The following is a 21,157-nucleotide window of genomic DNA, read 5'->3' on the forward strand; positions in this document are numbered from 1 at the left end:
AGCCGTGCCGTTTGCCTTTCCCCGCACAACCCCTATCCCCTTCCCCAAAACGAGGGAGAGGTTCGTTGCTGCAAGGCATCCGCGTCGTCGAGCTTGCCACCTATGTCGCCGCGCCCGGCGCGTGCGCCCAGCTTGCCGATTGGGGGGCGGAGGTAATCAAGGTCGAGGCGCCGGGGGGCGATCCATACCGCCAGTTTTTCGGATTCACCGGCGATGAGATCGCGGAAAACCGCGTGTTCGATCTCGAAAATCGCGGCAAGCAATCCATCGTCCTCGATCTGGAACGGGAAGACGAGCGCGCCACGCTGCGCGAACTGATCGCCACCGCCGACGTGTTCGTCACCAACACGCGTGCGGCAAGCCTCGCGCGGCTGGGGCTGGGGTGGGAGGAGCTGAAGGCGATCCGCCCCGATCTGATCTACGTCCATTTCAGCGGCTATGGCGCCAGCGGGCCGGATGCGGCCAAGCCGGGCTTCGATCTCACCGCTTTCTGGGCGCGTTCGGGGTTGTGTTCGCTCGCCACGGTGAAGGGTGGGGAGCCGCCGCTGTTGCGCACCGGGATCGGCGATCACAGCGCCTCGCTCGCGCTCACCTCGGGGATCATGGCGGCATTGTTTCATCGCGAGCGCACCGGGGAAGGGCAGAAGATCGAGGGATCGCTGCTGCGCGTCGGCGTGTTCATCGGCGGGGCGGAACATGCCATCCAGCTCCAGCTTGGCCGCCTTGCCTCACCCCGCCCGCGCCAGCAGGCGATCAATCCGCTCAGCAATTTCTTCCGCTCTGGCGACGGGCAATGGTTCATCATCGTGCCGCGTTCGGGCGGGGATGGGGATTGGCCGGCGATCGCCCGCGCCGCGCGGCGGCCCGAGCTGCTCGATGATCCGCGCTTTGCCGGGGTGCGGGCGCGGCGCGAGCATGTCGGGATATTGGTCGCGCTGCTCGATGCCGGTTTCGGCGCGATGACATGGGATGAGGCGCGCACGGCGCTGGCGGCGGAGGATCTGATCTTCGCCGCCGTGCAGAGCGTCGCGGATGCCACGCGCGATCCGCAGGCGATCGCCGCCGGCTGCTATGCGCCGTTCGCGGGGGAGGCGGCGCTATTGCCCGCCCCGCCGCTCGATTTCGGCGTTCCGGTGGCCGCGCCGCGCCGCGCCCCCGCGCTCGATGCCGATGGCGCGGCGATCCGCGAAATGCTTGGCGCGCGCCGCCCGCTATAGCCGCCGGCGGCGCGGGCTTGTAACACGCGAACGCAACCGAGACGGCGGCCCGGTCGTTCGCTTCGGTCTAACGCCGGGAGTTATCGCGTTGATTCTTACATTACTTGCCGCTGTGGCCGCCGTTGCCGGCCCCGGATCGCTTGGCGATATCTGGCAGCATATCGTCGCCGATTTCTCGAATATCACCGAGCCGGCGGCGCTGGCCGCGTTCGGGCAGGTGTTGATGATTGATCTGGTGCTGGCGGGCGACAATGCGATCGTCGTCGGGGCGCTGGCCGCCGGGCTGCCAGCCGATCAGCGCAAGAAGGTGATCCTGATCGGCATCGTCGCGGCGCTGGTGCTGCGCATCATCTTCGCGCTGATGGTCACCTGGCTGATGGGGATCGTCGGGCTGATCTTCGCCGGCGGCCTGCTGCTCTTGTGGGTCAGCTGGAAGTTCTGGCGCGAGATCAGGAGCGGCGGGCACGGGGCGGACCTTGCCGACGACAGCCAGCAATCGGGCCTGTCGCCCGCGCGGAGCTTCGCTGGCGCCGCCTGGGCGGTCGCGGTGGCCGATGTGTCGATGAGCCTTGATAACGTGCTGGCGGTGGCGGGCGCGGCGCGCGAGCATCCGGGGATTCTGGTCGTCGGCCTGATCCTGTCGGTCGCGCTGATGGGGCTGGCGGCCAACTGGATCGCGCGGATCATCGATCGCTATCGCTGGATCGCCTATGTCGGGCTAGCGGTGATCCTCTTTGTCGCGCTCAAGATGATGTATGAAGGCTGGATCGGCACGGAAAGTACGCTGGGGTTGATGTCATTGTTCTGAACCGTGGGTTCACGGTGCATTCAACGCGCGTTGAAGATAACCGTAATCATGGACATTGGAGAATCGGCGTGAAATTCCTCCTGCCGCTCGCGGCCATCGTGACCGCCGCCCCGGCCCTCGCGCAGACCGGCGATCTGGCGCAGGTGCAGCGGCATCTCGCGGCGGTGACAAGCATGACCGCCGCGTTCAGCCAGACGGATCGCAACGGCAAGGTGCTCAACGGCACATTGACCTTGAAGAAGCCCGGAAAGATCCGCTTCCAATATGAAAAGGGCGTGCCGATCCTGATCGTCGGCGATGGCAAGGCGCTGACTTTCATAGATTATTCAGTGAAACAGGTGCAGCGTTGGCCGATCGGCAACACCCCGCTTGGCGTGCTGATAAATCCGAACAAGGATATCAGCGGCTATGCCAAAATCGTGCCCTCCGCCGATCCGCGCGTGCTGTCGGTGGAAGGCTATGATCCGAAGCATCCGGAATATGGCCGGATCACATTGGTGTTCGCGCGCGACGATTCCGCGCCGGGCGGGCTGATGCTGCAAGGCTGGGTGATGCTCGACAGCCAGGGCAACCGCACGACGATCCGCCTGTCGGATCAACGCTTCAACATGCCGGTGGACGACGGAACGTTCCGCTGGAACGACCCGCGGAGGAACCCGGCGCACAGCTAGCGGCGTTTTCTTACAATCGTTCACCGCAGCGACAGGTTTACGCGTGTAGAAGATCAAGGTGGACGCGGGGCTCCGGGATTTTCCCCCTGTTGCTCGGACAACCCTGCTCCCCCTGCGTGACGAACGTCAGGCTGGCCCTCGCTCCAAGCCCCCGGAGCGGGGGCCTTAGCATTTCTAGAGCTGGTGGCCGGTGCGATCGCGCTTGGTGGCGAGATAGCGCGCGTTGTGCGGATTGGGCGGCAGTGCGTGCGCCACACGCTCGGTGACGCTGATTCCGGCGGCTTCGAGCCCGGCGACCTTCGCGGGGTTGTTGGTCATCAGCCGCACCCGATGCTGGCCGAGCAGCGCCAGCATCCGCGCCGCCACCCCGAAATCGCGCGCGTCGATCGCAAAGCCGAGCCGGGTGTTGGCGTCCACCGTATCATGCCCCTGATCCTGGAGGGCGTAGGCACGCAGCTTGTTGACCAGCCCGATTCCACGCCCCTCCTGCCGCAGATAGAGCAGGATGCCCCAGCCACTCGCCTCGATCGTCCTGATCGCCGCGTCGAGCTGTGGGCCGCAATCGCATTTCAGGCTGCCCAGCGCGTCCCCGGTCAGGCATTCGCTGTGCAGCCTTACCAGCGGCGGCTGGCCGTTCGGTGCGCCGATCACCAGTGCGACATGCTCGCCGGGCGATTCGGGCGTGCGGAAGGCGACGATCTCCGCATCCTCGGCGTGCGCGACGGGCAGGCGCGCGCGTGCCGCGATCGTCAGCCGGATCGCATCCTCGTGCGCGTCGATATCGGCGGGGGTGATCGTCACTTCACCCGCGCCATCGGGCAGCACGAAAAAGGCGGGGAGCAGCCCCGCGATCCGCGCGAGCCGCAGTGCCGCCGCGGCGTCTTGCGGGTGATCGAGATGGATAGCGCGGAACGGCCCCTTGAGCGGAGTCGCGAGATCGAGTTGCGGATCGGCCAGCGCGGTCGCCGCCGCGAAATCGAGCCAGGGCGCGCGATCGACCAGCACCGGCGCGTCGGGGACCGCCGCTTCGAGTTGGTTGGCGAGTTTCAGCGTCACCGCCCGCCCCGCCGACAGCAATACGGGCGCGTTGTCCGCCGCATCGAACGCCGCGAGCCGCACCGCGTCCGCCGTCTCGATCGGCAACAGCGCCAGCGCGCCGATGCGGATCGGCCAGCCGCGCCGCAGTGCGTCGATCGCCCGCGCGGCCTGGCGCGGATCGCTCAAAAATCGAACTCGGTCATGATCGGCACATGGTCCGATGGCTTTTCCCAATTGCGACATGCCTCGAACACATGGTGCGACCGAGCCGTTTTCGCCACCTCGCCGGTCGCCCACATATGATCGAGCCGGCGGCCGCGATCGTTCTTGGTCCAATCGGGTGAACGATAGCTCCACCAGGTATGGAGTCGCGCCGGGGCGGGATGGAAATGTCGCCCGAGATCGACCCAGTCGTTCGACGCCTTCAGTCGATCCAGCGACTCCACCTCGATCGGCGTGTGGCTGACGACCTTGAGCAGCGCCTTGTGGCTCCAAACGTCGCTGGGCAGCGGGGCGATGTTGAAATCGCCGGTCAGGATCGTCGGGCGATCGAGCTTTTCCGACCAGTCGGTCATGCGCTGGACGAAATCGAGCTTCTGCCCGAATTTCGCGTTCACCGCGCGATCGGGCACGTCGCCGCCGGCGGGGACATAGACATTTTCCAGCCGCACGCCATTGGCGAGCCGCACGCCGATATGCCGGGCCTCGCGATTGGCCTGCCAATCGAGCCGGTCGTCCTCCACCAGCGGCACGCGGCTGATGATCGCGACGCCGTGGTGCATCCGCTGGCCGTGGACGAGGATGTGCTCATAGCCGAGCGCGCGGAACGCATCTGCCGGGAAATCGGCGTCGATCACCTTGGTTTCCTGCAGGCACAGGATATCGGGCGCCGCCTCACGCAGGAATTGTTCGACGATGGCGATGCGGAACCGCACCGAATTGATGTTCCAGCTGACGATTTTCACGCGATCGCGTGTAACCGCCACGAAGGCGTCAGTCGAGCAGGCGCGCTACCTCACCAAAATCATGGGCGATTGCCTGCACGCCAAGCGCGCGGAGCCGTTGGGCATGATCCGGCGCGCAATGGCTACCCGCGCAAAGCCCGATGACATGGCCGCCCGAGGCCACCGCCCCGGTCGCGCCGACGGGCGAATCCTCGATAATCGCGCAGCGTTCGATCGGCACCCCCAAACGATCTGCGCCATAGAGATACAGATCGGGGGCGGGCTTGCCGTTGGCGACATGTTCGCGACCGGAATAAACGTGGTCGCCGAACGCGCCGGCCAGCCCGATATGATCGAGGTGGCGGCGAATCCACCGTGTCGAACTGGAGGAGACGATCGCGCGCGGCAGATCGGCGGGAAGCGATTCAACGAACGCGACCGCGCCGGCCACCGCCTCTATCCCCTCGGCCATCACGCGCGCATCCTCCGCCTCGCGTGCCGCGTAAAAATCGTCCGGGATCGGGCGGCCGATCCACTTTTCGATCCGCTTCAGAAAATCGGCGCCGGACAAGCCCATGAAATTTGCCATGGATTGCGCGGGGGTCGTCGGGTGGCCGATCGAGGTGAGATAGTCGGCGATCTGGCGGTTGCCGACCGCTTCGCTCTCGATCAGCACCCCGTCGAAATCGAAAAGGATCGCGTCGAACTTCATTTCGAGGCTCGCGCGCCGAACAATGCGCTGCCGACACGGATGTGGGTCGCGCCGAGCAGCACGGCGGTTTCGAAATCGCCGGACATGCCCATGCTGAGCCCGGCAAGGCCATGATCGCGTGCCAGCTTGGCGAGCAACGCGAAATAGGGTGCCGGCTCCACATCGGCGGGGGGCAGGCACATCAGCCCGGCGAGCGGCAGCTCCGCCACGCGCGCTGCGGCGAGCAGCGCGGGCAATTCCTCGATCGCGCAGCCGCCTTTTTGCGGCTCGGCGCCGATATTGACCTGGATGAAGCACGCCGGGCGCTTGCCTTGCGTGTCCATCGCTTTTGCCAGCGCGGAGACCAGCGACGGGCGATCCACGGCATGGATCGCATCAGCGAGCGTAACGGCTTCCGCCGCCTTGTTCGATTGGAGCTGGCCGATCAGGTGCAGCCGCGTCTCAGGCCATTGTTCGCGCAGCGCCGGCCATTTCTCCTGCGCTTCCTGCACGCGATTTTCGCCGAAATCGCGCTGGCCGGCGGCGAGCAGCGGGGTGATCGCATGGGCGGGGTGCGTTTTGGATACGGCGATCAGCGTGACATCGGCGGGTGAGCGGCGCGCTGGTTTGGCGGCATGTGCGACGCGCTCCTGAATCGAGGCGAGGCGCGCGGGCGGAGACATCTCGGCGGAAGGCATGTGCCGCGCTATAGGAAGCGCGATGCCTCCCCGCCACCCCGTCCCGCGCCTTTGGCTGATGACCGACGAGCGCGTCGGCGATCGGCTGTGGGTGGCGGTGCGGCGTCTGCCGCGCGGTTCGGGGATCGTCTTTCGCCACTATGTCACGCCCGAGGCCGAGCGGCGGCGGTTGTTCGCGCGGCTGTTGCGGATCGCGCGACGGCGTGAACTGGTGCTGGTGCGCGCCGGGCCGACGCGGTTCGCGGGTGAGATGGGGACGCATGGCCGGCGCGGGGCGGGGCTAACCACCTGGCCGGCGCACTCCCGACGCGAGGCGGCAACAGGCGTTCGTCACGGGGCGGCGGTGCTGTTCATTTCGCCGGTATTTGCCACGCGCTCGCATCCCGGCGCGGTCGTGCTTGGGTCGCGGCGGGCGGCGGCGATCGCGCGCGGGATGCCCGCACGGTGCATCGCGCTTGGCGGGATGGATTGCGCGCGCTTCACCCGCCTTACCGGATTCGATGGTTGGGCGGCGATCGACGCCTGGCTGTGACAATGAATTTGGTGAGGTTCGAAAGCGCCGATCACACGGCACGTTCAAACGATACGAAAAGACGCCCGCGCGTCAGAAACGGAAGGCGGTGCCCACATAAACCGCCTGGCTGTCGCGGCGATCGTCGGTGAACTGCGTCAGCCGCTCCCGCTCGCTCTTGTACCGAACGCCTGCGGTCAGATCTATGTTACGGGTCAGCGAATAGGAGCCGCCGACATCAATCGCATAGCTCGAATTATTGTCGATCGCCTTGGGTGCGCCGGCCAGCGGGCGATCGGCGGTGGCCTTCACGCGACCCGTGAAGCGATTGAGCGAATAGCTGACCGCAACATCCGCCGATTCGCGGCTGCCTGGCTGCGGCCCGACATCGACGCGTGAGATATCGCCCGAGACGGCGAAGCGCTGCCAGCCGATCGCCGCGCCGAGATTATAGGCGATCGGCGCGATTCCCACGGTGGCCGCATTGGCGGCGAAGCGAGTCGTTCCGTCACCCGTGCGAGTCGAACGGGCGCGTACCGCGACGGTGACAGCGCGATTCCCCTGCCGTGTTTCCGCCGGCGTGAAGCGGAACTCGCCGACATCGGCGCCATCGAGCCCGCCGCGCGCGAATACGGCGGCGAGCCTGGGATCAGCGGCGGACGGCGTGAAGCTGCTGGAAAAGCGGGCGGTTGCGGCTGCGGCAGCCACTTTCTTCGCCGTGCGTTGACCCACTTCGGTGGCCCCGATCGCGGGCGCGACGGCGGCAGCCGCGGCGACGAGCGCCACGATCATTCCGCCAGCAATCGCGCGTGCAGCGACCACGAGTTTCTCCACAACCCAAACCGGATCGAAAATGCGCCTAACATGATTCGATCCGGACGCACCATCTATAGAGTCGCTTTATTGCTAAGTGTTGCATCAGGCCCACATACCGGCCCCGCTTGCGGGCGGCGGGGTGCGTCTGTAGAGGTTGCGGCTGCTGTTTCCCTCGCTTTCAGGACGATGCCGATGTTCCGCCCGTTGCGTCTCGCGCTAGCCGTTGGCGCTGCCCTCGCCCTTACCGCGTGCGGGCACAATCGTGCCCGCCCCGAGGCCGATCTCGCCGCGTCGAAGATCACCACGATCGGCGTCAATTCCTATCTGTGGCGCGCGACGCTCGACACCTTGTCGTTCATGCCGCTGCTCCAGACGGATTCGAACGGCGGCGTCGTCGTGACCGACTGGTACGTCAACCCGCAGGTGCCGACCGAGCGGATGAAGGTGACCGTCTCGATCCTCGATCAGGATTTGCGCGCGGATGCGCTGCGCGTCGCTGCGCTGCGCGAGGTGAATCGCGGCGGCCAGTGGGTATCCGCGCCGGTCGCGGCATCTACCACGCAGAAGCTGGAAGACATCATCCTGACCCGTGCGCGCGATCTGCGGCGCGCTTCGATCACCGGCTGACGCGCGGGTGATCCCGTGCGCCGCCCGACCGACAAGAGATAAATGAGCAACACCCGTTTCAACGCGCTGAAGGCTGACGCCCATTGGCAGAAGGTGTGGGACGACCGTGCCACCTTCGCCGCCCGCGACGACAGCCCCAAACCCAAAAGCTATGTGCTGGAGATGTTCCCCTATCCATCGGGGCGCATCCACATGGGGCACGTGCGCAATTATACCATGGGCGACGTGCTGGCGCGTTTCCGCCGTATGCGGGGCATGGAAGTGCTCCATCCGATGGGGTGGGACGCATTTGGTATGCCGGCGGAAAACGCCGCGATGGAAAAGGGCGTCCACCCCGGCGGCTGGACGCGTGACAATATCGCGACGATGAAGGCGCAGCTCAAACGGCTGGGCTTCGCGCTGGATTGGACGCGCGAACTCGCCACCTGTGAGCCGGAATATTACGGCCACGAACAGGCGCTGTTCCTCAAGTTTCTCGAACACGGCCTGATTTACCGCAAGGAAAGCGCGGTGAACTGGGATCCGGTCGACATGACCGTGCTCGCCAATGAGCAGGTGATCGACGGGCGCGGCTGGCGTTCCGGCGCGCTGGTGGAAAAGCGCAAGCTCAACCAGTGGTTCCTCAAGATCACCGCGTTCGCGGACGATCTGCTCTCCGGCCTCAAGGCGTTGGAACAATGGCCGGAAAAGGTCCGGCTGATGCAGGAGAACTGGATCGGCAAGAGCCAGGGGTTGACCTTCTGCTTCGCCTTGTCGGGTGGCGCGCAGAATCAGGTCGAGGTGTTCACCACACGCCCCGATACCATCTTCGGCGCCAGCTTCGTCGCGGTTGCGGCGGACCATCCGATCGCCCAGGCGATCGCGGCGGAAAATGCCGAGGCAGCGGCGTTCGTCGCGCGCTGCAAGCAGGGTGGCACGACTGCTGCCGAGCTGGAAACGCAGGAAAAGCTGGGCTTCGATACCGGGTTGACCGCGACGCATCCCTTTGATCCGGCGTGGCAATTGCCGGTCTATATCGCCAATTTCGTGCTCATGGATTATGGCGTCGGCGCGGTTTTCGGCGTGCCGGCGCACGATCAGCGCGATTTCGAATTCGCCACCAAATATCATTTGCCGATCCGTCGCGTGGTCTCCGATGGCGCGAAGGACGCGCCCGAATTCCACGAGGATGAGGCCTATAACGGGCCGGGCACGCTGGTGAATTCGCACTTCCTCGACGGGATGGACGTGGAGGATGCCAAGCGCGAGGTCATCACCCGCGCCGAGGCAGGGGGCTGGGGCAGCGGCTCCACCGTCTATCGCCTGCGCGATTGGGGCGTGAGCCGCCAGCGTTACTGGGGCACGCCGATCCCGATCATCCATTGCGCCGCATGTGGCGCGGTGCCGGTGCCGGCGGATCAGCTTCCGGTGGTGTTGCCGGAGGATGTGAGCTTCGCCACGCCCGGCAACCCGCTCGATCGCCATCCGACGTGGAAGCATGTCGCCTGCCCGAAATGCGGCGCGGATGCGACGCGCGAGACTGACACGCTCGATACCTTCGCGGATTCATCGTGGTATTTCATCCGCTTCGCCAGCCAGCCGAAAGACAAGCCGTTCGATCGGGCGGTGGCGGAAAGCTGGCTGCCGGTCGGGCAGTATATCGGCGGGGTCGAACATGCGATCCTTCACCTGCTCTATGCGCGCTTCTGGACGCGCGCGCTCAACCATGTCGGGATGATCGACGTGGCCGAGCCGTTCACCGGCCTGTTCACGCAAGGCATGGTGACGCACGAGACGTATAAATCCGCCGATGGCCGCTGGCTGGCGCCGGACGAGGTGCGCGACGGCATCGAGATTTCCTCAGGCGCGCCGATCACGCTCGGCCGCGTCGAGAAGATGTCGAAATCGAAGAAGAACACCGTCGATCCTACCGGCATCGTCGATCAATATGGTGCGGACGCGGTGCGCTGGTTCATGCTCTCCGATTCGCCGCCCGAGCGCGATCTGCCGTGGAGCGAGGCGGGGATCGAGGGCGCGTGGCGCTTCACCCAGCGGCTGTGGCGGCTGTTCGAGGCGCCGGTGGTGGGCGAGGGGGCGGATGCTGCGCTGACACGCAAGCTTCACCAGACGATCGCCGGCATCGCTGCCGATATCGAGGCGCTATCGTTCAACAAGGCGGTGGCGAAGCTTTACGAACTCACCAATGCGATCGAGAAAGCGGCGCCTTCCTCGTCGCGCAGTATCGCGATCGAAACGCTGATGCTCCTCGTCGCACCGATGGCCCCCCATCTCGCGGAGGAGGCGTGGCAAAAGGCGGGGCGTGAGGGGCTGATCGCCGATGCCGCATGGCCTGCGGTCGATCCCGAACTGCTGGTCGATGCCGAGGTTGTGATCGCGATCCAGGTCAACGGCAAGCTGCGCGATACGCTCACCTTGCCCAAGGGGCAGCCGAAGGACGCGATCGAGGCCGCGGCGCTGGCGAGCGACAAGGTGCTCCGTATCCTTGAGGGCAAATCGCCGAAGAAGGTGATCGTCGTGCCGGACCGATTGGTGAATATCGTCGCATGACGCGGCTCGCCGCCTTGCTCGCGCTGGCGCTCTCGCTCGGCGGATGCGGGCTTCAGCCGCTCTACACGGCGGGAGGCTCGGGGCCGGTGGCGCAGGCGCTCGGTCAGGTCGAGGTGGCGCCGATCGAGGGCAAATCGGGCTGGCTCGTCGCCAATGCGCTCCGCGATCGGTTCGGTGAAAGCGGTGCGCAAACCGCGCGCTATCGGCTCGACGTGAAGCTCGACGACAAGATCATCGGCCTTGCGGTGCGCAGCGACAACAGCGTCACGCGAGAGCGGCGGACGTTGCGCGCGCGCTATCAGCTTGTCGCGCTCGATACGGGCACGGTGGTGCTCGACGCCACCGCCGGATCGGATGCCGGCATTGATGTCGTCACCTCCGAATATGCCACGATCGCGGCGGAGAGCACCGCGCTGGAGCGGCTGAGCGATATCGTCGCCGATCAGATCGTCGCGCGTGTCGCGCTCTATGCGAGGAATGAGACGGCGCCGAAATGAAGGCCAGCGAGACGCGGATCAAGGCAGCGCTCGATCGGCCATCGGCGGATATCCGGCTATACCTGCTCTACGGTCCTGACGAATCCGGCGCGACCGCGCTCGCTGACCGGCTTGGCCGCGCGATGGGGCCAGAGGCTGAGCGGGTGGATTTCGATGGCGCGGCGCTCAAGGCGGATTCGGCGCGCCTCGCTGACGAGGCGGCGTCGCTCTCGCTGTTCGGTGGTGCGCGCTATATTCGGGTGACCGGCGCGGGCGATGAAACCACCGCAGCGGTTGAAGCATTGCTAAGCGCCGAGCGCGCCGGAAACCCGGTCGTGATGATCGCGCCGTCGCTCAAGGCGACCAGCCGGCTGGTGAAGCGCGCGCTGGAGGCGGATACGGCGCTGGCGGCGGCCTGCTACGCCCCGGTGGGCGAGAGCGCGGAGGCGCTGGCGGCGCAACTCGCACGCGAACACGGGTTGCGCATGATGGGCGGTGCTGCGCGGCGGCTCGTGCAGGCGGCTGGCGGCGATCGCGCGGTGATGGCGCGTGAACTGGAGAAGCTGGCGCTTTTTCTTGATGCTGGCCTGGATCGTCCGCAGCAACTGGACGACGCGGCGCTTGACGCGGTGGGCGCGGATCTGGGCGAATCGGAAATGTCCGAGATCGTAGAGGGAGTGATTGCCGGGCGTACTGCGGAGCTGGGTGCCGGGTTATGTAGGATGAGCGAGGGCGGCGGGTCGCCGATCCCGTGGTTGCGCCAGCTTGCGCGGCGGCTGGGCGGGCTGGCGGAGATGCGCGCCGACGTTGCGGCGGGCGGCGATATCGGCGCGGTTATCAAGCGTCACCGCGTGTTTTTCCGTGAGGAAGCGGCCACCGCCGCCGCGCTGCGTCGCTGGACGCCCGAGGCGCTGGTGGAGGCGCAGCGGCGCGTGCGGCGGATAGAGCGCGCGCTGATGGCGGGCGGAACGGCGGGGGTGGTGCTTGCCGATCAGGGGATGCTGGGAATAGCGGAGCGCGCGCGCCGCCAGGAGCGGCGCTGAGCGATCAGATTCGTTCCCCGCTCAGCCGCTGACACACCATATCGAGTTGATCGAGCGTCGAATAATCCAGCGTGATGGACCCGCCACGCTCACCGTGCTGGATGCGCACATTGAGGCCGAGCAGATCGGACAATTGCCGTTGCAGCGCCATGATATCGGCATCCGGCGAATCCTGCCGATAAGCCGCCATTCCGCGCGAGCCACGCTGCGTATCGGGCTTGGCCGCGCTCGCCAGCCGCTCGGTCTGCCGGACGGACAACCCCTTTTCGATCACTTCCTGCGCCAGCGCCGCCGGGCTGGGCGCACCGATCAACGCGCGGGCATGGCCCATCGACAGCTTGCCATCGACGACGAGCGCCTGAACGTCGTGAGGAAGATCAAGCAATCTCAGCAAGTTGGCGATATGACTGCGCGATTTGTGGACGATCTTCGCCAGCGCTTCCTGGGTATGGCCGAATTCCTCGGCGAGCCGGTGATAGGCTTCGGCCTCCTCGATCGCATTTAGATCCTGGCGCTGGATGTTTTCCAGCAACGCGATCTGCAACGTGTCGCTATCGCTATAATCGCGGACGACGACGGGCACTTCGTGCAGCCGCGCGCGTTGCGCCGCGCGCCAGCGGCGCTCGCCCGCGACGATCTGGTAATCATGGCCGTGCGGACGGACGATGATCGGCTGGATCAACCCGCGTTCAGCGATCGACGCGGCAAGCTCGGCCAGCGCGGCTTCATCGAAATGCCGCCGCGGCTGGCCGGGGTGAGGGGCGATCGAGCTGACCGGGATCAGCCGCACGCCGGTGGCCGAATGCCCCTCGTTCGCGGTTTCCGCCTCGTCGCGCGCGAAATCGCCGAGCAAAGCGTTGAGCCCGCGGCCAAGGCCGGGGCGGGGGCGACGATCGGTCATGCGGCGGCCTCTTTCATGCGGGGAAGCCGCGCGATCAATTCCCGTGCCAGCGCGATATACGCTTCCGATCCGCTGCAGCGATGATCGTAGATCAGCGCGGGCAGGCCGTGGCTCGGCGCTTCGGAAAGCCTGACGTTGCGCGGGATAACGGTGTCGAACACGACACGGCCCAGCACCGCGCGAACATCAGTCGCGACCTGTTCGGTCAACCGATTGCGGCGATCATACATGGTGAGCGCGACGCCCATGATCGACAGAGACGGATTGAAGCGCGCGCGAATCCGCTCGACCGTGCTCAGCAACTGGCTCAACCCTTCGAGCGCGAAAAATTCGCATTGCAGCGGGACGAGCAGCGAATCCGCAGCGACCATCGCGTTGATCGTCAGCAGCCCGAGCGAGGGCGGGCAATCTATCAGCACGATATCCCAGCGCGGGCCACATGCTTCGATCGCGCGAAGCAGACGGTGCGTGCGCGCCTCTAGCTCGACAAGCTCGATTTCCGCGCCGGACAGATCCACTGTCGCGGGCAGGATCTCCAGCCGGGGAATGCCGCTGCCGATCACACCATGTTCGATCGGAGTGCCATCAACCAGCACGTGATAACTCGACACGGTGCGCAGCCCGTGTTCGATCCCCAGCCCGGTGGAAGCATTGCCCTGTGGATCGAGATCGATCAGCAACACGCGCTTGCCGGTCGCGGCGAGCGCGGTCGCGAGGTTGATCGCGCTGGTCGTCTTGCCAACGCCGCCCTTCTGGTTGGCCACCGCGATACAGATCATCGGATGCGAACCTTTTCTGCGATGAGAATCCCCGATTCCGCATCGGTGATACTTGGTTCCACGTGGAACAATCCGTGCCAGCCCTGACGCGCGCTTTCAAGCTCGACGTGCACCGATCGTCCGCGCGGCAGGATATAACGTGTGGATATGTCGGCAACATGCCGCGTGGCGCGGAACAGATCATAGACGGGGGCAACCGCGCGCGCGGTGACGATCCGTTGCGGCTCGACCGATATCGCCTCGACTTTTGCGGTGAGGACGACGGCATTCGCCGCATCGGCGAGTGCTTCGGCGAGAAAATCAGCGCGGCGCCGACGGGGCTCGACCAAAGTTACTCTGGCATCGGTCAGCAGCGCCACGATCACGCCGGGGAATCCAGCGCCTGAACCAATATCGAGCCAGCGCGTGTCAGCGCCGATCGTACCGGCAAGCGGGATGAGTTGTGCGGAATCGAGCAGGTGGCGCGACCAGATTGTGTCGAGCGTCGATCGTGCGATCAGATTCTGCCGCTCGCTTTCGCGGATCACCTGCTCCGCAAAGCGCGCGACCCGCGCGGTAGCCTCCAAGCCAAAGCGCTGCTCGATCCACGCGCGTGCGTCAGATTCGGTCATGCACTGGCCTTCGCGTAGAGCCATAACGCGGTGAGCGCGGCGGGGGTGACGCCGCGCACCCGGGAAGCTTCGTCGAGCGTATGGGGATTGGCGATTTGCAGTCGTTCACGCATTTCGTTCGACAGCCCGTTGACGTGGACCAGCGCATCGCCGCGCGGAATTGCGATCGTCGCGTCACGCCGCATTCGCTCGATCTCGTCCGCTTGCCGCTCCAGATACGGGGCGTAACGCGCGTCCTCCTCGGCCTCGCGCAGCAGATCGGCATCGACGCCGCAATGCTCGCCGCGCGCGATGGCCTCGCGCTGACGCGCTCTGGCGGCGACATGCGCGCGCCGCGCCGCGCCGAGCAGGGCGTGTTCATCTGCGATCGTGGATAGTCGCGTCTCCGCATTGTCGGCGCGCAACGCCAGCCGATATTCGGCGCGCGCGGTGAGCATCCGATAAGGTTCGGTCACGCCCTGAAGAACGAGATCGTCGATCATCACCGCGAGGTAACTGGTTGCGCGATCGAGCAGCAGCGGCGCGAGATCGAGTGCATGGGCGGCGGCGTTCGCGCCCGCGACGAGCCCTTGCGCGCCCGCTTCCTCATAGCCGGTGGTGCCATTGATCTGCCCGGCGAGAAACAGCCCCGGCATCGCCCCGAGCGCGAGCCGATGATCGAGCGCGCGTGGATCGACATGATCGTATTCCACCGCATAGCCGGGGGTGACGATCACGGCGTCGGCCAGGCCGGGGATCGAGCGCACGAGCGCGATCTGAACGTCCGTTGGCAGTGAGGTGGAGATGCCGTTGGGATAGACCAGCGGATCATCCAGCCCCTCAGGCTCAAGGAAAACCTGATGCCCGTCGCGATCGCCGAAGCGGCGAATCTTGTCTTCGATCGAGGGGCAATAGCGCGGGCCACCCGCCTCGATCGCGCCGGTGTGCAGTGGGGAGCGATGCAGGTTATCGCGGATGATCGCGTGGGTTCGCTCGGTGGTGCGGGAAATCGCGCAGGCGAGCTGGGGGAGCGGGCGGCCACGCGACATCGGCGACATCGTCCATTCATCGACATCCGATGGCTGGGGGGTGAGGGCGGCCCAGTCGATCGTTCGCCCATCGAGGCGCGGGGGAGTCCCGGTCTTCAGGCGCCGGATCGGCAGGTCCAGCGCGCGAAGCTGCCGGGCGAGCTTTGTCGCGCCGGCCTCGCCGATACGGCCGCCTTCCTCCTGTTCGTCACCGCGAAAAATCCGCCCGCCGAGAAAAGTCCCGGTCGCGATAACGATTGAACGCGCGCGAATTTCGCTTGCGTCGGCCAGGACGACACCCGCGACCGCTCCCGATTCGACGATCAGCGCAACCGCTTCGCCTTCGATGATCGCGAGTTGCGGTTGCTGGCTGAGCTGGGCTTGTATTGATCGCGCGTATCGCGTGCGGTCTGCCTGGATGCGGGGGCCTTGCACCGCGAGCCCCTTGCTCCGGTTGAGCATCCGATGATGGATCGCCGCAGCGTCCGCGGCGCGTGCCATCAAGCCGTCGAACGCGTCAATCTCGCGGACGAGATGCCCCTTGCCGAGCCCGCCGATCGACGGATTGCACGACATCACGCCGATGCGATCGCGGCGGTGTGAAAGCAGCGCGGTGCGCGCGCCGCGTCTTGCGGCGGCGGCGGCGGCTTCGGTGCCGGCATGGCCGCCGCCGATCACGATCACGTCATAAACTTGTTCCACGTGAAACATCACTTCCCGATGCAGAAGCGCGCGAACAGCGCATCGAGCATCGCCTCGGTCGCGTCCGCGCCAACGATGCCCGCCAATTGCCGCATCGCATAGCGCACTCCCTCCGCGCGCACCAAGAGATCAATCGCAAGCCCGTCGCTCGCCACTGCATCGCGCGCCGCGATGATCGCCGCGCGCTGTTGCTCGCGCAGCGACGCACCATCGGTGGCGAGCAATGATCCGGTCCGAGCCTCGATCTCGCGCCAGACCCGATCTAGCGTGGCGAGATCGTCGCGCGATACGGCGATACGGCCAGGCGGCGGCGATGTCCGTTCGGGCAGATCGCACCGCGGATGAAGCGCGATGGCCGGCCAGCCGGGCGGTGCGGGGGTGTCGTCCAGCCACAGCACGATATCGGCGGTATCGGCGGCGCGGCGGGCGCGCTCGATGCCGATCAGTTCGACCGGATCGGTGGTAGCGCTGGCGAGGCCCGCGGTATCGACCAGGGTGAACAACTGGCCGTTGCGAACGACACGGGTTTCGAGAACGTCCCGCGTGGTGCCCGCGATCGGCGTTACGATCGCCGCGTCGCGCTCAATCATCGCGTTGAAAAGAGAAGATTTCCCCGCGTTTGGCGATCCGGCGAGCACGATCCGGTGCCCTTCGCGCAGCCGCTCCACGGTTGGGCGCGCGAGAATGGCGTCGAGATCGCCAAGCCACGCACGGATGGTTTCATCGAGCATCGCGGCGTCGGCGGCGTCGACATCATCCTCATCGCTGAAATCTATCATCGCCTCGATTCGCGCGGCGATCGTGGCGAGTGTCGCCAGCCAGCGCGCGACGGCGCGGCTGATCTCGCCGTCGACGCTCGCTATCGCGGCGCGGCGCTGCATCTCGGTTTCGGCTTCGAGCAGATCGGCAAGGCCTTGCGCCTGCGCCAGATCAATCCGCCCATTCTCAAGCGCGCGCTGCGTAAACTCACCGCCACGCGCGCGGCGCAATCCGGGTCGCGATGCGAGCGCCCGTTCCACCGCGGCGACGGTCGCGATGCCGCCGTGGAGGTGAAACTCGGCCAGATCCTCGCCGCTCGCGCTGTTCGGACCGGGGAACCAGAGCACCAGCGCGTCATCGAGCAACGCGCCATCGTGATCGCGCAATCGGCGCAATGTGGCGCGGCGAGGGGGAGGCAGCGCGCCAGCCAGCGCTTCGATCGTGGCGCGGGTTTGCGCGCCGCTGATCCGCAGCACCGCGATGGCCGCCGGCGGCTGGCCGCTTGAAACGGCGAAAATCGTATCCATCAGCCGCCCGGCTTTGTCCCCGCTTCGAACAGGCGCTGCCAGAAGGAAAGGCCGGCTTCCCCTATCGGCGTCCAGTTCTTCACCATATTCTCCACCATCTCAGGCCTGACCCCGGCATCCATCGCTTCTTTCATCCTGGCGATATAGGCTTCGTGGATCGAGGTGAGATCGGGTAGCCCCATCAGCCGCCGCGCCTCCTCCGGGGTGCAATCGACCTCGACGTTCACTTTCATTTCGAAGCACTCCTTGAGCGGCGCGACATCGCGCGATAGCGTCCCGCCGAGATGTATGCCCGCGATTCCACCGTTATCGCAACGCCAGTCGGCCATGTCCTGATCGAAGGGGCAGAGGTCGTGACGGGGATCACGATCGGTGTCGATGATGCGCCACGGCGCGCGAATGCGGATATACTACGTGCCGCGGCGGAACAACTTGAGGCCTATTTCGCCGGTGAGCGCCGCGATTTCGACCTGTTGCTCGCGCCCGCGTCGACTCAGCGCGGCGGCGTACTGCGCGCGGCGATCGAGGCGGTGGGCTATGGCAAGACCGCGAGCTATGGCGAGGTTGCGCGTGCGATCGGATCGAGCGCACGCGCGCTTGGCCAGGCCTGTCGCCGGAATCCGTTTCCGATCGTCGTCCCGTGCCACAGAATCATCGGTGGAGCGGGGCATTATTCTGCCGGGGACGGGCTTTCGACCAAGAACTGGCTGCTGAACCATGAACGTGACTGGAGTTGAAAATGGGTGAGATGATCGACGTCGAAACGCTGGACCATAATGGGAGCTTTGGCGCCTATGTCGCGAAACCGGCGGGAGCGCCGAGCGCGGCGATCATCGTGATTCAGGAAGTGTTCGGTGTGAACAAGGGCATTCGCCGCAAATGCGATCGGCTCGCCGAACAGGGTTACCTCGCGATCGCGCCGGACCTGTTCTGGCGGATGGAGCCGGGAATCGAGCTTGACCCCGACGTTCCCGCTGAATTGCAGCGCGGCCTGGAACTGTTCGGGAAATTCAACCAGGACGCCGGGATTCGCGATATCGAGGCGACGATCCGCAAGGCACGCGAACTGCTCGGCAATGGCGGCAAGATCGGCTGCGTCGGCTATTGCCTCGGCGGGCGGCTCGCATTCATGACCGCGTGCCGCACCGATATCGACGCATCGGTTGGATATTATGGCGTCGGGATCGACGGGCTGCTTGGCGAGAAACACGCGATCGCGCGCCCGGTGATGCTCCACGTCGCGGGCGAGGACGGCTTTGTCGACAAGGCGACGCAGCAGCGGATGCACGAAGGGCTGGGCGATCTGCCGCGCGTGACGATCCACGATTATCCCGGCGAGGATCATGGCTTCGCGACCGAGATGGGCGAACGCCGGTCCGAGAAAGCCGCCGATCTCGCGGATGAGCGGACGGCGGCTTTCTTCAAGGAAAATCTTGCTTAAATAATGGCTTAAATAGGATGTCCGTCGGCGTCGCGCAGCACTTCGCGGCGACCGACGTGATCCGGGCGGCCGACGATGCCGTCTTTTTCCATCCGTTCGATCAGGCGCGCGGCGCTGTTGTAGCCGATGCGCAACTGCCGCTGGAGCCAGGAGGTCGATGCCTTCTGGCTCTCGCACACCAATTGGATCGCGGCGCGATATTGCTGATCTTCCGCCGAATCCTCGCCCGTCGGCGCGCCTTCGAGATCGAAGCTCTGTTCCGGCTCCTCGGTGACCGAGGTGATGTAATCGGGCGTTCCCTGCGCGCGCCAGTGATCGGTGACGGCGCGTACCTCATCATCCGACACGAACGGGCCGTGGACGCGGACGATGCCCTTGCCGCCGGGCATGTAGAGCATATCGCCCTTGCCCAGCAGTTGCTCCGCGCCTTGCTCGCCCAGGATGGTGCGCGAATCAATCTTCGAGGTGACGTGGAAGGAAATGCGGGTCGGCAGATTCGCCTTGATAACGCCGGTGATGACATCGACCGACGGGCGCTGTGTCGCCATGATGAGGTGGATACCGGCGGCGCGTGCCTTTTGCGCCAGTCGCTGGATGAGGAACTCGACCTCCTTGCCCGCGGTCATCATCAGATCGGCCAGCTCATCGACGATCACGACGATCTGCGGCAACACCTGATAATCGAGTTGCTCCTCCTCATAGACCGGCTGGCCGTTCTCGCCGAACCCGGTCTGCACGCGGCGGCCGAGCGGCGTGCCCTTGGCGCGCGCGGCGCGCACCTTGTCGTTGAAGCTGCCGAGCGAGCGGACGCCGAGCGAGGACATCTGGCGATAGCGATCCTCCATCTGCTCGACCGCCCATTTGAGCGCGCGGACCGCCTTTGCCGGATCGGTGACGACGGGGGAGAGCAGATGCGGGATATCGTCGTACATCGACAATTCCAGCATCTTGGGATCGATCATAATCATGCGGCACTGATCGGGCGTCAGCCGGTAAAGCAGCGACAGGATCATGCCGTTGAGCCCGACCGACTTGCCCGATCCGGTGGTGCCCGCGACGAGCAGGTGCGGCATGGGCGCGAGATCGGCGATCACCGGATCGCCCGCGATATTCTTGCCGAGGATCACCGGAAGCTGCGCCGATTGATCGTCAAATGATTGCGATCCCACGAGTTCGTGGAGCGATACTGTTTCGCGTTTGGCGTTGGGCAGTTCGATGCCGATCACGGTGCGCCCCGGAATCGTCGCGACGCGCGCCGAGACGGCGGACATGTTGCGCGCGATATCGTCGGCAAGGCTGACGACGCGGGTGGCCTTGATGCCGGGCGCGGGCTCCAGTTCGTACATGGTGACGACCGGGCCGGGGCGGACCTCCTTGATCTCACCGCGCACGTTGAAATCGTCGAGCACGGTTTCGAGCAGCCGCGCGTTGCGCTCCAGCCCGGCCTTATCGATCACGTTGTTCTGCGATGGCGGCGCGGGCGTGAGCAGATCGAGCGGCGGCAGCACATAATTGTCACGCAGATCGAGTTGCTGTTGCGATTTGGTGCGCGCGGCGGACGGCGCGAGCGCGCGTTCGCTGATTACCGGGCCGGGGCGCGGATCGGGCTGCGCCACCGGACGCGGGGGAACCGGGCGGCGCACCAGTTCCAGCGGGATATCTTCATCGTCGATCGCCGCGGGGCGCTCGCGGCGACTGCGCCAAGCGCGCGGCAGGGCGATGTCGATGCTGCGCCCCCATAGCGCCGCGCCGGCGATCCCTGTGACGATGCCGAGCGCGATCACCGCCCAATAGCTGATCGCCGGATTGCCCGCGAAAGATAGCGCCCAGCGCGCCGCCGCGACGATGCCGAGCCCGATCGCGCCGCCCCAGCCAAATGGCAACGCCGGCACCGCGCCATTGGCGACGCAGCCCAGCGCGGTCGCCATCAGGGATACGCCAAGCGCGGCATTGCGCAGCATCCGCCCCCATTCGCCCGCCGGCTGATCGCGCCACAGCCGCAGCGCGACGATCGGCGCGATCGGGAGCAGCAACGCTACCGCGGGACCGAATATCGTAAGGGCGATATCGGCGAACCACGCCCCCGGCGCGCCGGCGAGATTGTGTAGCCCGTCACCCGCGGCGGTGTTGAGCGCGGCATCGCCTGGCGAATAGCTTCCCAGCGCCAGCGCCATCAGCACGGTTGCCATCAACAAGGCGAGCGCGATGACCAGTGCGCCGCTGCGCACAGCGCCTGCCTTCACCGTCTCGCGCCACAGCGATGCGTCCGCCCGGCTCGCCATTGCCTTAAAATCCCCCAACGATTTCATGAAATCTGCCCGGTGGAATCATCTGCCTGCCTCG

Annotated in this window: 22 protein-coding genes; 10 read left to right on the top strand and 12 right to left on the bottom strand. The window is 65.9% G+C overall.

Features of this window, described 5'->3' with window-relative positions; genetic code table 11:
* Nucleotides 1–65: 65 nt before the first annotated feature.
* The 3 genes from Q0316_RS07805 (at nt 66) to Q0316_RS07815 (ending at nt 2,696) form a co-directional block, all read left to right on the top strand.
* Nucleotides 66–1,217 carry a CoA transferase gene (locus Q0316_RS07805; RefSeq protein ID WP_298671072.1) on the top strand — a complete coding sequence of 384 codons (1,152 nt, stop codon included), beginning with the start codon at nt 66–68 and terminating at the stop codon, nt 1,215–1,217.
* 91 nt (nt 1,218–1,308) lie between these two features.
* A complete protein-coding gene (locus tag Q0316_RS07810; RefSeq protein ID WP_298671131.1) occupies nt 1,309–2,025 on the top strand; it encodes a TerC family protein in 717 nt (238 codons plus the stop codon).
* A 68-nt stretch (nt 2,026–2,093) separates the two neighbouring features.
* Nucleotides 2,094–2,696, top strand: a complete 603-nt coding sequence (locus tag Q0316_RS07815; protein ID WP_298671074.1) for an outer membrane lipoprotein carrier protein LolA — start codon at nt 2,094–2,096, stop codon at nt 2,694–2,696.
* A gap of 174 nt (nt 2,697–2,870) precedes the next feature.
* On the opposite strand, the gene ribA is transcribed toward Q0316_RS07815, so the two are convergent.
* The 4 genes from ribA to Q0316_RS07835 are packed head-to-tail and all read right to left on the bottom strand — an operon-like array spanning nt 2,871 to nt 6,067.
* Entirely contained in the window at nt 2,871–3,920 is a 1,050-nt protein-coding gene (gene ribA / locus Q0316_RS07820) for a GTP cyclohydrolase II (RefSeq protein WP_298671076.1), read from the bottom strand.
* The gene (locus Q0316_RS07825) at nt 3,917–4,699 is read right to left on the bottom strand and encodes an exodeoxyribonuclease III (protein ID WP_298671078.1); all 783 of its coding nucleotides are present in this window, start codon (nt 4,697–4,699) and stop codon (nt 3,917–3,919) included. Before Q0316_RS07825 ends, ribA begins: the two co-directional genes overlap by 4 nt.
* Before the next feature lie 28 nt (nt 4,700–4,727).
* A complete protein-coding gene (locus tag Q0316_RS07830; protein ID WP_298671080.1) occupies nt 4,728–5,390 on the bottom strand; it encodes an HAD family phosphatase in 663 nt (220 codons plus the stop codon).
* The gene (locus Q0316_RS07835) at nt 5,387–6,067 is read right to left on the bottom strand and encodes a YggS family pyridoxal phosphate-dependent enzyme (protein WP_298671083.1); all 681 of its coding nucleotides are present in this window, start codon (nt 6,065–6,067) and stop codon (nt 5,387–5,389) included. The genes Q0316_RS07830 and Q0316_RS07835 overlap by 4 nt, the downstream gene beginning before the upstream one ends.
* A 58-nt stretch (nt 6,068–6,125) precedes the next feature.
* On the opposite strand from Q0316_RS07835, the gene Q0316_RS07840 reads away from it, so the two are divergent.
* Nucleotides 6,126–6,599, top strand: a complete 474-nt coding sequence (locus Q0316_RS07840) for a thiamine phosphate synthase (RefSeq protein ID WP_298671085.1) — start codon at nt 6,126–6,128, stop codon at nt 6,597–6,599.
* 72 nt (nt 6,600–6,671) lie between these two features.
* Here the strand turns inward: Q0316_RS07840 and Q0316_RS07845 are convergent, their stop codons facing one another.
* Nucleotides 6,672–7,370, bottom strand: coding sequence for a hypothetical protein (locus Q0316_RS07845; protein ID WP_298671087.1), 699 nt, complete (start codon nt 7,368–7,370; stop codon nt 6,672–6,674).
* 216 nt (nt 7,371–7,586) lie between these two features.
* On the opposite strand from Q0316_RS07845, the gene Q0316_RS07850 reads away from it, so the two are divergent.
* The 4 genes from Q0316_RS07850 to holA are packed head-to-tail and all read left to right on the top strand — an operon-like array spanning nt 7,587 to nt 12,087.
* Nucleotides 7,587–8,021, top strand: a complete 435-nt coding sequence (locus Q0316_RS07850; RefSeq protein WP_298671089.1) for a DUF3576 domain-containing protein — start codon at nt 7,587–7,589, stop codon at nt 8,019–8,021.
* A 42-nt stretch (nt 8,022–8,063) separates the two neighbouring features.
* Nucleotides 8,064–10,568 carry a leucine--tRNA ligase gene (gene leuS / locus Q0316_RS07855; protein WP_298671091.1) on the top strand — a complete coding sequence of 835 codons (2,505 nt, stop codon included), beginning with the start codon at nt 8,064–8,066 and terminating at the stop codon, nt 10,566–10,568.
* Nucleotides 10,565–11,065, top strand: a complete 501-nt coding sequence (gene lptE, locus Q0316_RS07860) for an LPS assembly lipoprotein LptE (protein WP_298671092.1) — start codon at nt 10,565–10,567, stop codon at nt 11,063–11,065. Before leuS ends, lptE begins: the two co-directional genes overlap by 4 nt.
* Nucleotides 11,062–12,087: a DNA polymerase III subunit delta gene (gene holA / locus Q0316_RS07865; RefSeq protein WP_298671094.1), complete on the top strand. Its 1,026-nt coding sequence runs from the start codon at nt 11,062–11,064 to the stop codon at nt 12,085–12,087. The genes lptE and holA overlap by 4 nt, the downstream gene beginning before the upstream one ends.
* 4 nt (nt 12,088–12,091) lie before the next feature.
* On the opposite strand, the gene Q0316_RS07870 is transcribed toward holA, so the two are convergent.
* Genes Q0316_RS07870 through Q0316_RS07895 form a run of 6 tightly spaced genes read right to left on the bottom strand, consistent with a single transcriptional unit; the run spans nt 12,092 to nt 17,606 of the window.
* Nucleotides 12,092–12,988 (bottom strand): ParB/RepB/Spo0J family partition protein, encoded by an 897-nt coding sequence (locus tag Q0316_RS07870; protein WP_298671096.1) that lies wholly within the window; start codon nt 12,986–12,988, stop codon nt 12,092–12,094.
* Nucleotides 12,985–13,767, bottom strand: coding sequence for an AAA family ATPase (locus tag Q0316_RS07875; protein ID WP_298671097.1), 783 nt, complete (start codon nt 13,765–13,767; stop codon nt 12,985–12,987). The genes Q0316_RS07870 and Q0316_RS07875 overlap by 4 nt, the downstream gene beginning before the upstream one ends.
* Nucleotides 13,764–14,378 (bottom strand): RsmG family class I SAM-dependent methyltransferase, encoded by a 615-nt coding sequence (locus Q0316_RS07880; RefSeq protein ID WP_298671098.1) that lies wholly within the window; start codon nt 14,376–14,378, stop codon nt 13,764–13,766. The genes Q0316_RS07875 and Q0316_RS07880 overlap by 4 nt, the downstream gene beginning before the upstream one ends.
* Nucleotides 14,375–16,096 carry a tRNA uridine-5-carboxymethylaminomethyl(34) synthesis enzyme MnmG gene (gene mnmG / locus Q0316_RS07885; protein WP_298671100.1) on the bottom strand — a complete coding sequence of 574 codons (1,722 nt, stop codon included), beginning with the start codon at nt 16,094–16,096 and terminating at the stop codon, nt 14,375–14,377. Before mnmG ends, Q0316_RS07880 begins: the two co-directional genes overlap by 4 nt.
* On the bottom strand, nt 16,096–17,373 hold the full coding sequence (mnmE, locus tag Q0316_RS07890) for a tRNA uridine-5-carboxymethylaminomethyl(34) synthesis GTPase MnmE (protein ID WP_298671101.1): 1,278 nt from the start codon (nt 17,371–17,373) through the stop codon (nt 16,096–16,098). Before mnmE ends, mnmG begins: the two co-directional genes overlap by 1 nt.
* Nucleotides 17,373–17,606, bottom strand: coding sequence for a DUF6489 family protein (locus tag Q0316_RS07895; RefSeq protein WP_298671102.1), 234 nt, complete (start codon nt 17,604–17,606; stop codon nt 17,373–17,375). The genes mnmE and Q0316_RS07895 overlap by 1 nt, the downstream gene beginning before the upstream one ends.
* 51 nt (nt 17,607–17,657) lie before the next feature.
* On the opposite strand from Q0316_RS07895, the gene Q0316_RS07900 reads away from it, so the two are divergent.
* A complete protein-coding gene (locus Q0316_RS07900) occupies nt 17,658–18,110 on the top strand; it encodes a methylated-DNA--[protein]-cysteine S-methyltransferase (protein WP_298671103.1) in 453 nt (150 codons plus the stop codon).
* A 2-nt stretch (nt 18,111–18,112) separates the two neighbouring features.
* Nucleotides 18,113–18,814 (top strand): dienelactone hydrolase family protein, encoded by a 702-nt coding sequence (locus Q0316_RS07905; protein WP_298671105.1) that lies wholly within the window; start codon nt 18,113–18,115, stop codon nt 18,812–18,814.
* A gap of 8 nt (nt 18,815–18,822) precedes the next feature.
* On the opposite strand, the gene Q0316_RS07910 is transcribed toward Q0316_RS07905, so the two are convergent.
* Nucleotides 18,823–21,096, bottom strand: a complete 2,274-nt coding sequence (locus tag Q0316_RS07910) for a DNA translocase FtsK (protein ID WP_298671107.1) — start codon at nt 21,094–21,096, stop codon at nt 18,823–18,825.
* Between the last annotated feature and the right edge of the window lie 61 nt (nt 21,097–21,157).

Source organism: uncultured Sphingomonas sp., assembly GCF_937871615.1.
Classification (GTDB): Bacteria; Pseudomonadota; Alphaproteobacteria; order Sphingomonadales; family Sphingomonadaceae; genus Sphingomonas.

Coding starts and splice junctions, on each gene's coding strand:
- leuS (WP_298671091.1), top strand. CDS start 8,064: ATGAGCAACACCCGTTTCAACGCGCTGAAGGCTGACGCCCATTGGCAG.
- Q0316_RS07870 (WP_298671096.1), bottom strand. CDS start 12,988: ATGACCGATCGTCGCCCCCGCCCCGGCCTTGGCCGCGGGCTCAACGCT.
- Q0316_RS07830 (WP_298671080.1), bottom strand. CDS start 5,390: ATGAAGTTCGACGCGATCCTTTTCGATTTCGACGGGGTGCTGATCGAG.
- Q0316_RS07900 (WP_298671103.1), top strand. CDS start 17,658: ATGTATGCCCGCGATTCCACCGTTATCGCAACGCCAGTCGGCCATGTC.
- mnmE (WP_298671101.1), bottom strand. CDS start 17,373: ATGGATACGATTTTCGCCGTTTCAAGCGGCCAGCCGCCGGCGGCCATC.
- holA (WP_298671094.1), top strand. CDS start 11,062: ATGAAGGCCAGCGAGACGCGGATCAAGGCAGCGCTCGATCGGCCATCG.
- Q0316_RS07910 (WP_298671107.1), bottom strand. CDS start 21,096: ATGGCGAGCCGGGCGGACGCATCGCTGTGGCGCGAGACGGTGAAGGCA.
- Q0316_RS07880 (WP_298671098.1), bottom strand. CDS start 14,378: ATGACCGAATCTGACGCACGCGCGTGGATCGAGCAGCGCTTTGGCTTG.
- Q0316_RS07850 (WP_298671089.1), top strand. CDS start 7,587: ATGTTCCGCCCGTTGCGTCTCGCGCTAGCCGTTGGCGCTGCCCTCGCC.
- Q0316_RS07845 (WP_298671087.1), bottom strand. CDS start 7,370: ATGATCGTGGCGCTCGTCGCCGCGGCTGCCGCCGTCGCGCCCGCGATC.
- Q0316_RS07895 (WP_298671102.1), bottom strand. CDS start 17,606: ATGAAAGTGAACGTCGAGGTCGATTGCACCCCGGAGGAGGCGCGGCGG.
- Q0316_RS07835 (WP_298671083.1), bottom strand. CDS start 6,067: ATGCCTTCCGCCGAGATGTCTCCGCCCGCGCGCCTCGCCTCGATTCAG.
- Q0316_RS07875 (WP_298671097.1), bottom strand. CDS start 13,767: ATGATCTGTATCGCGGTGGCCAACCAGAAGGGCGGCGTTGGCAAGACG.
- Q0316_RS07905 (WP_298671105.1), top strand. CDS start 18,113: ATGGGTGAGATGATCGACGTCGAAACGCTGGACCATAATGGGAGCTTT.
- lptE (WP_298671092.1), top strand. CDS start 10,565: ATGACGCGGCTCGCCGCCTTGCTCGCGCTGGCGCTCTCGCTCGGCGGA.
- mnmG (WP_298671100.1), bottom strand. CDS start 16,096: ATGTTTCACGTGGAACAAGTTTATGACGTGATCGTGATCGGCGGCGGC.
- Q0316_RS07840 (WP_298671085.1), top strand. CDS start 6,126: ATGACCGACGAGCGCGTCGGCGATCGGCTGTGGGTGGCGGTGCGGCGT.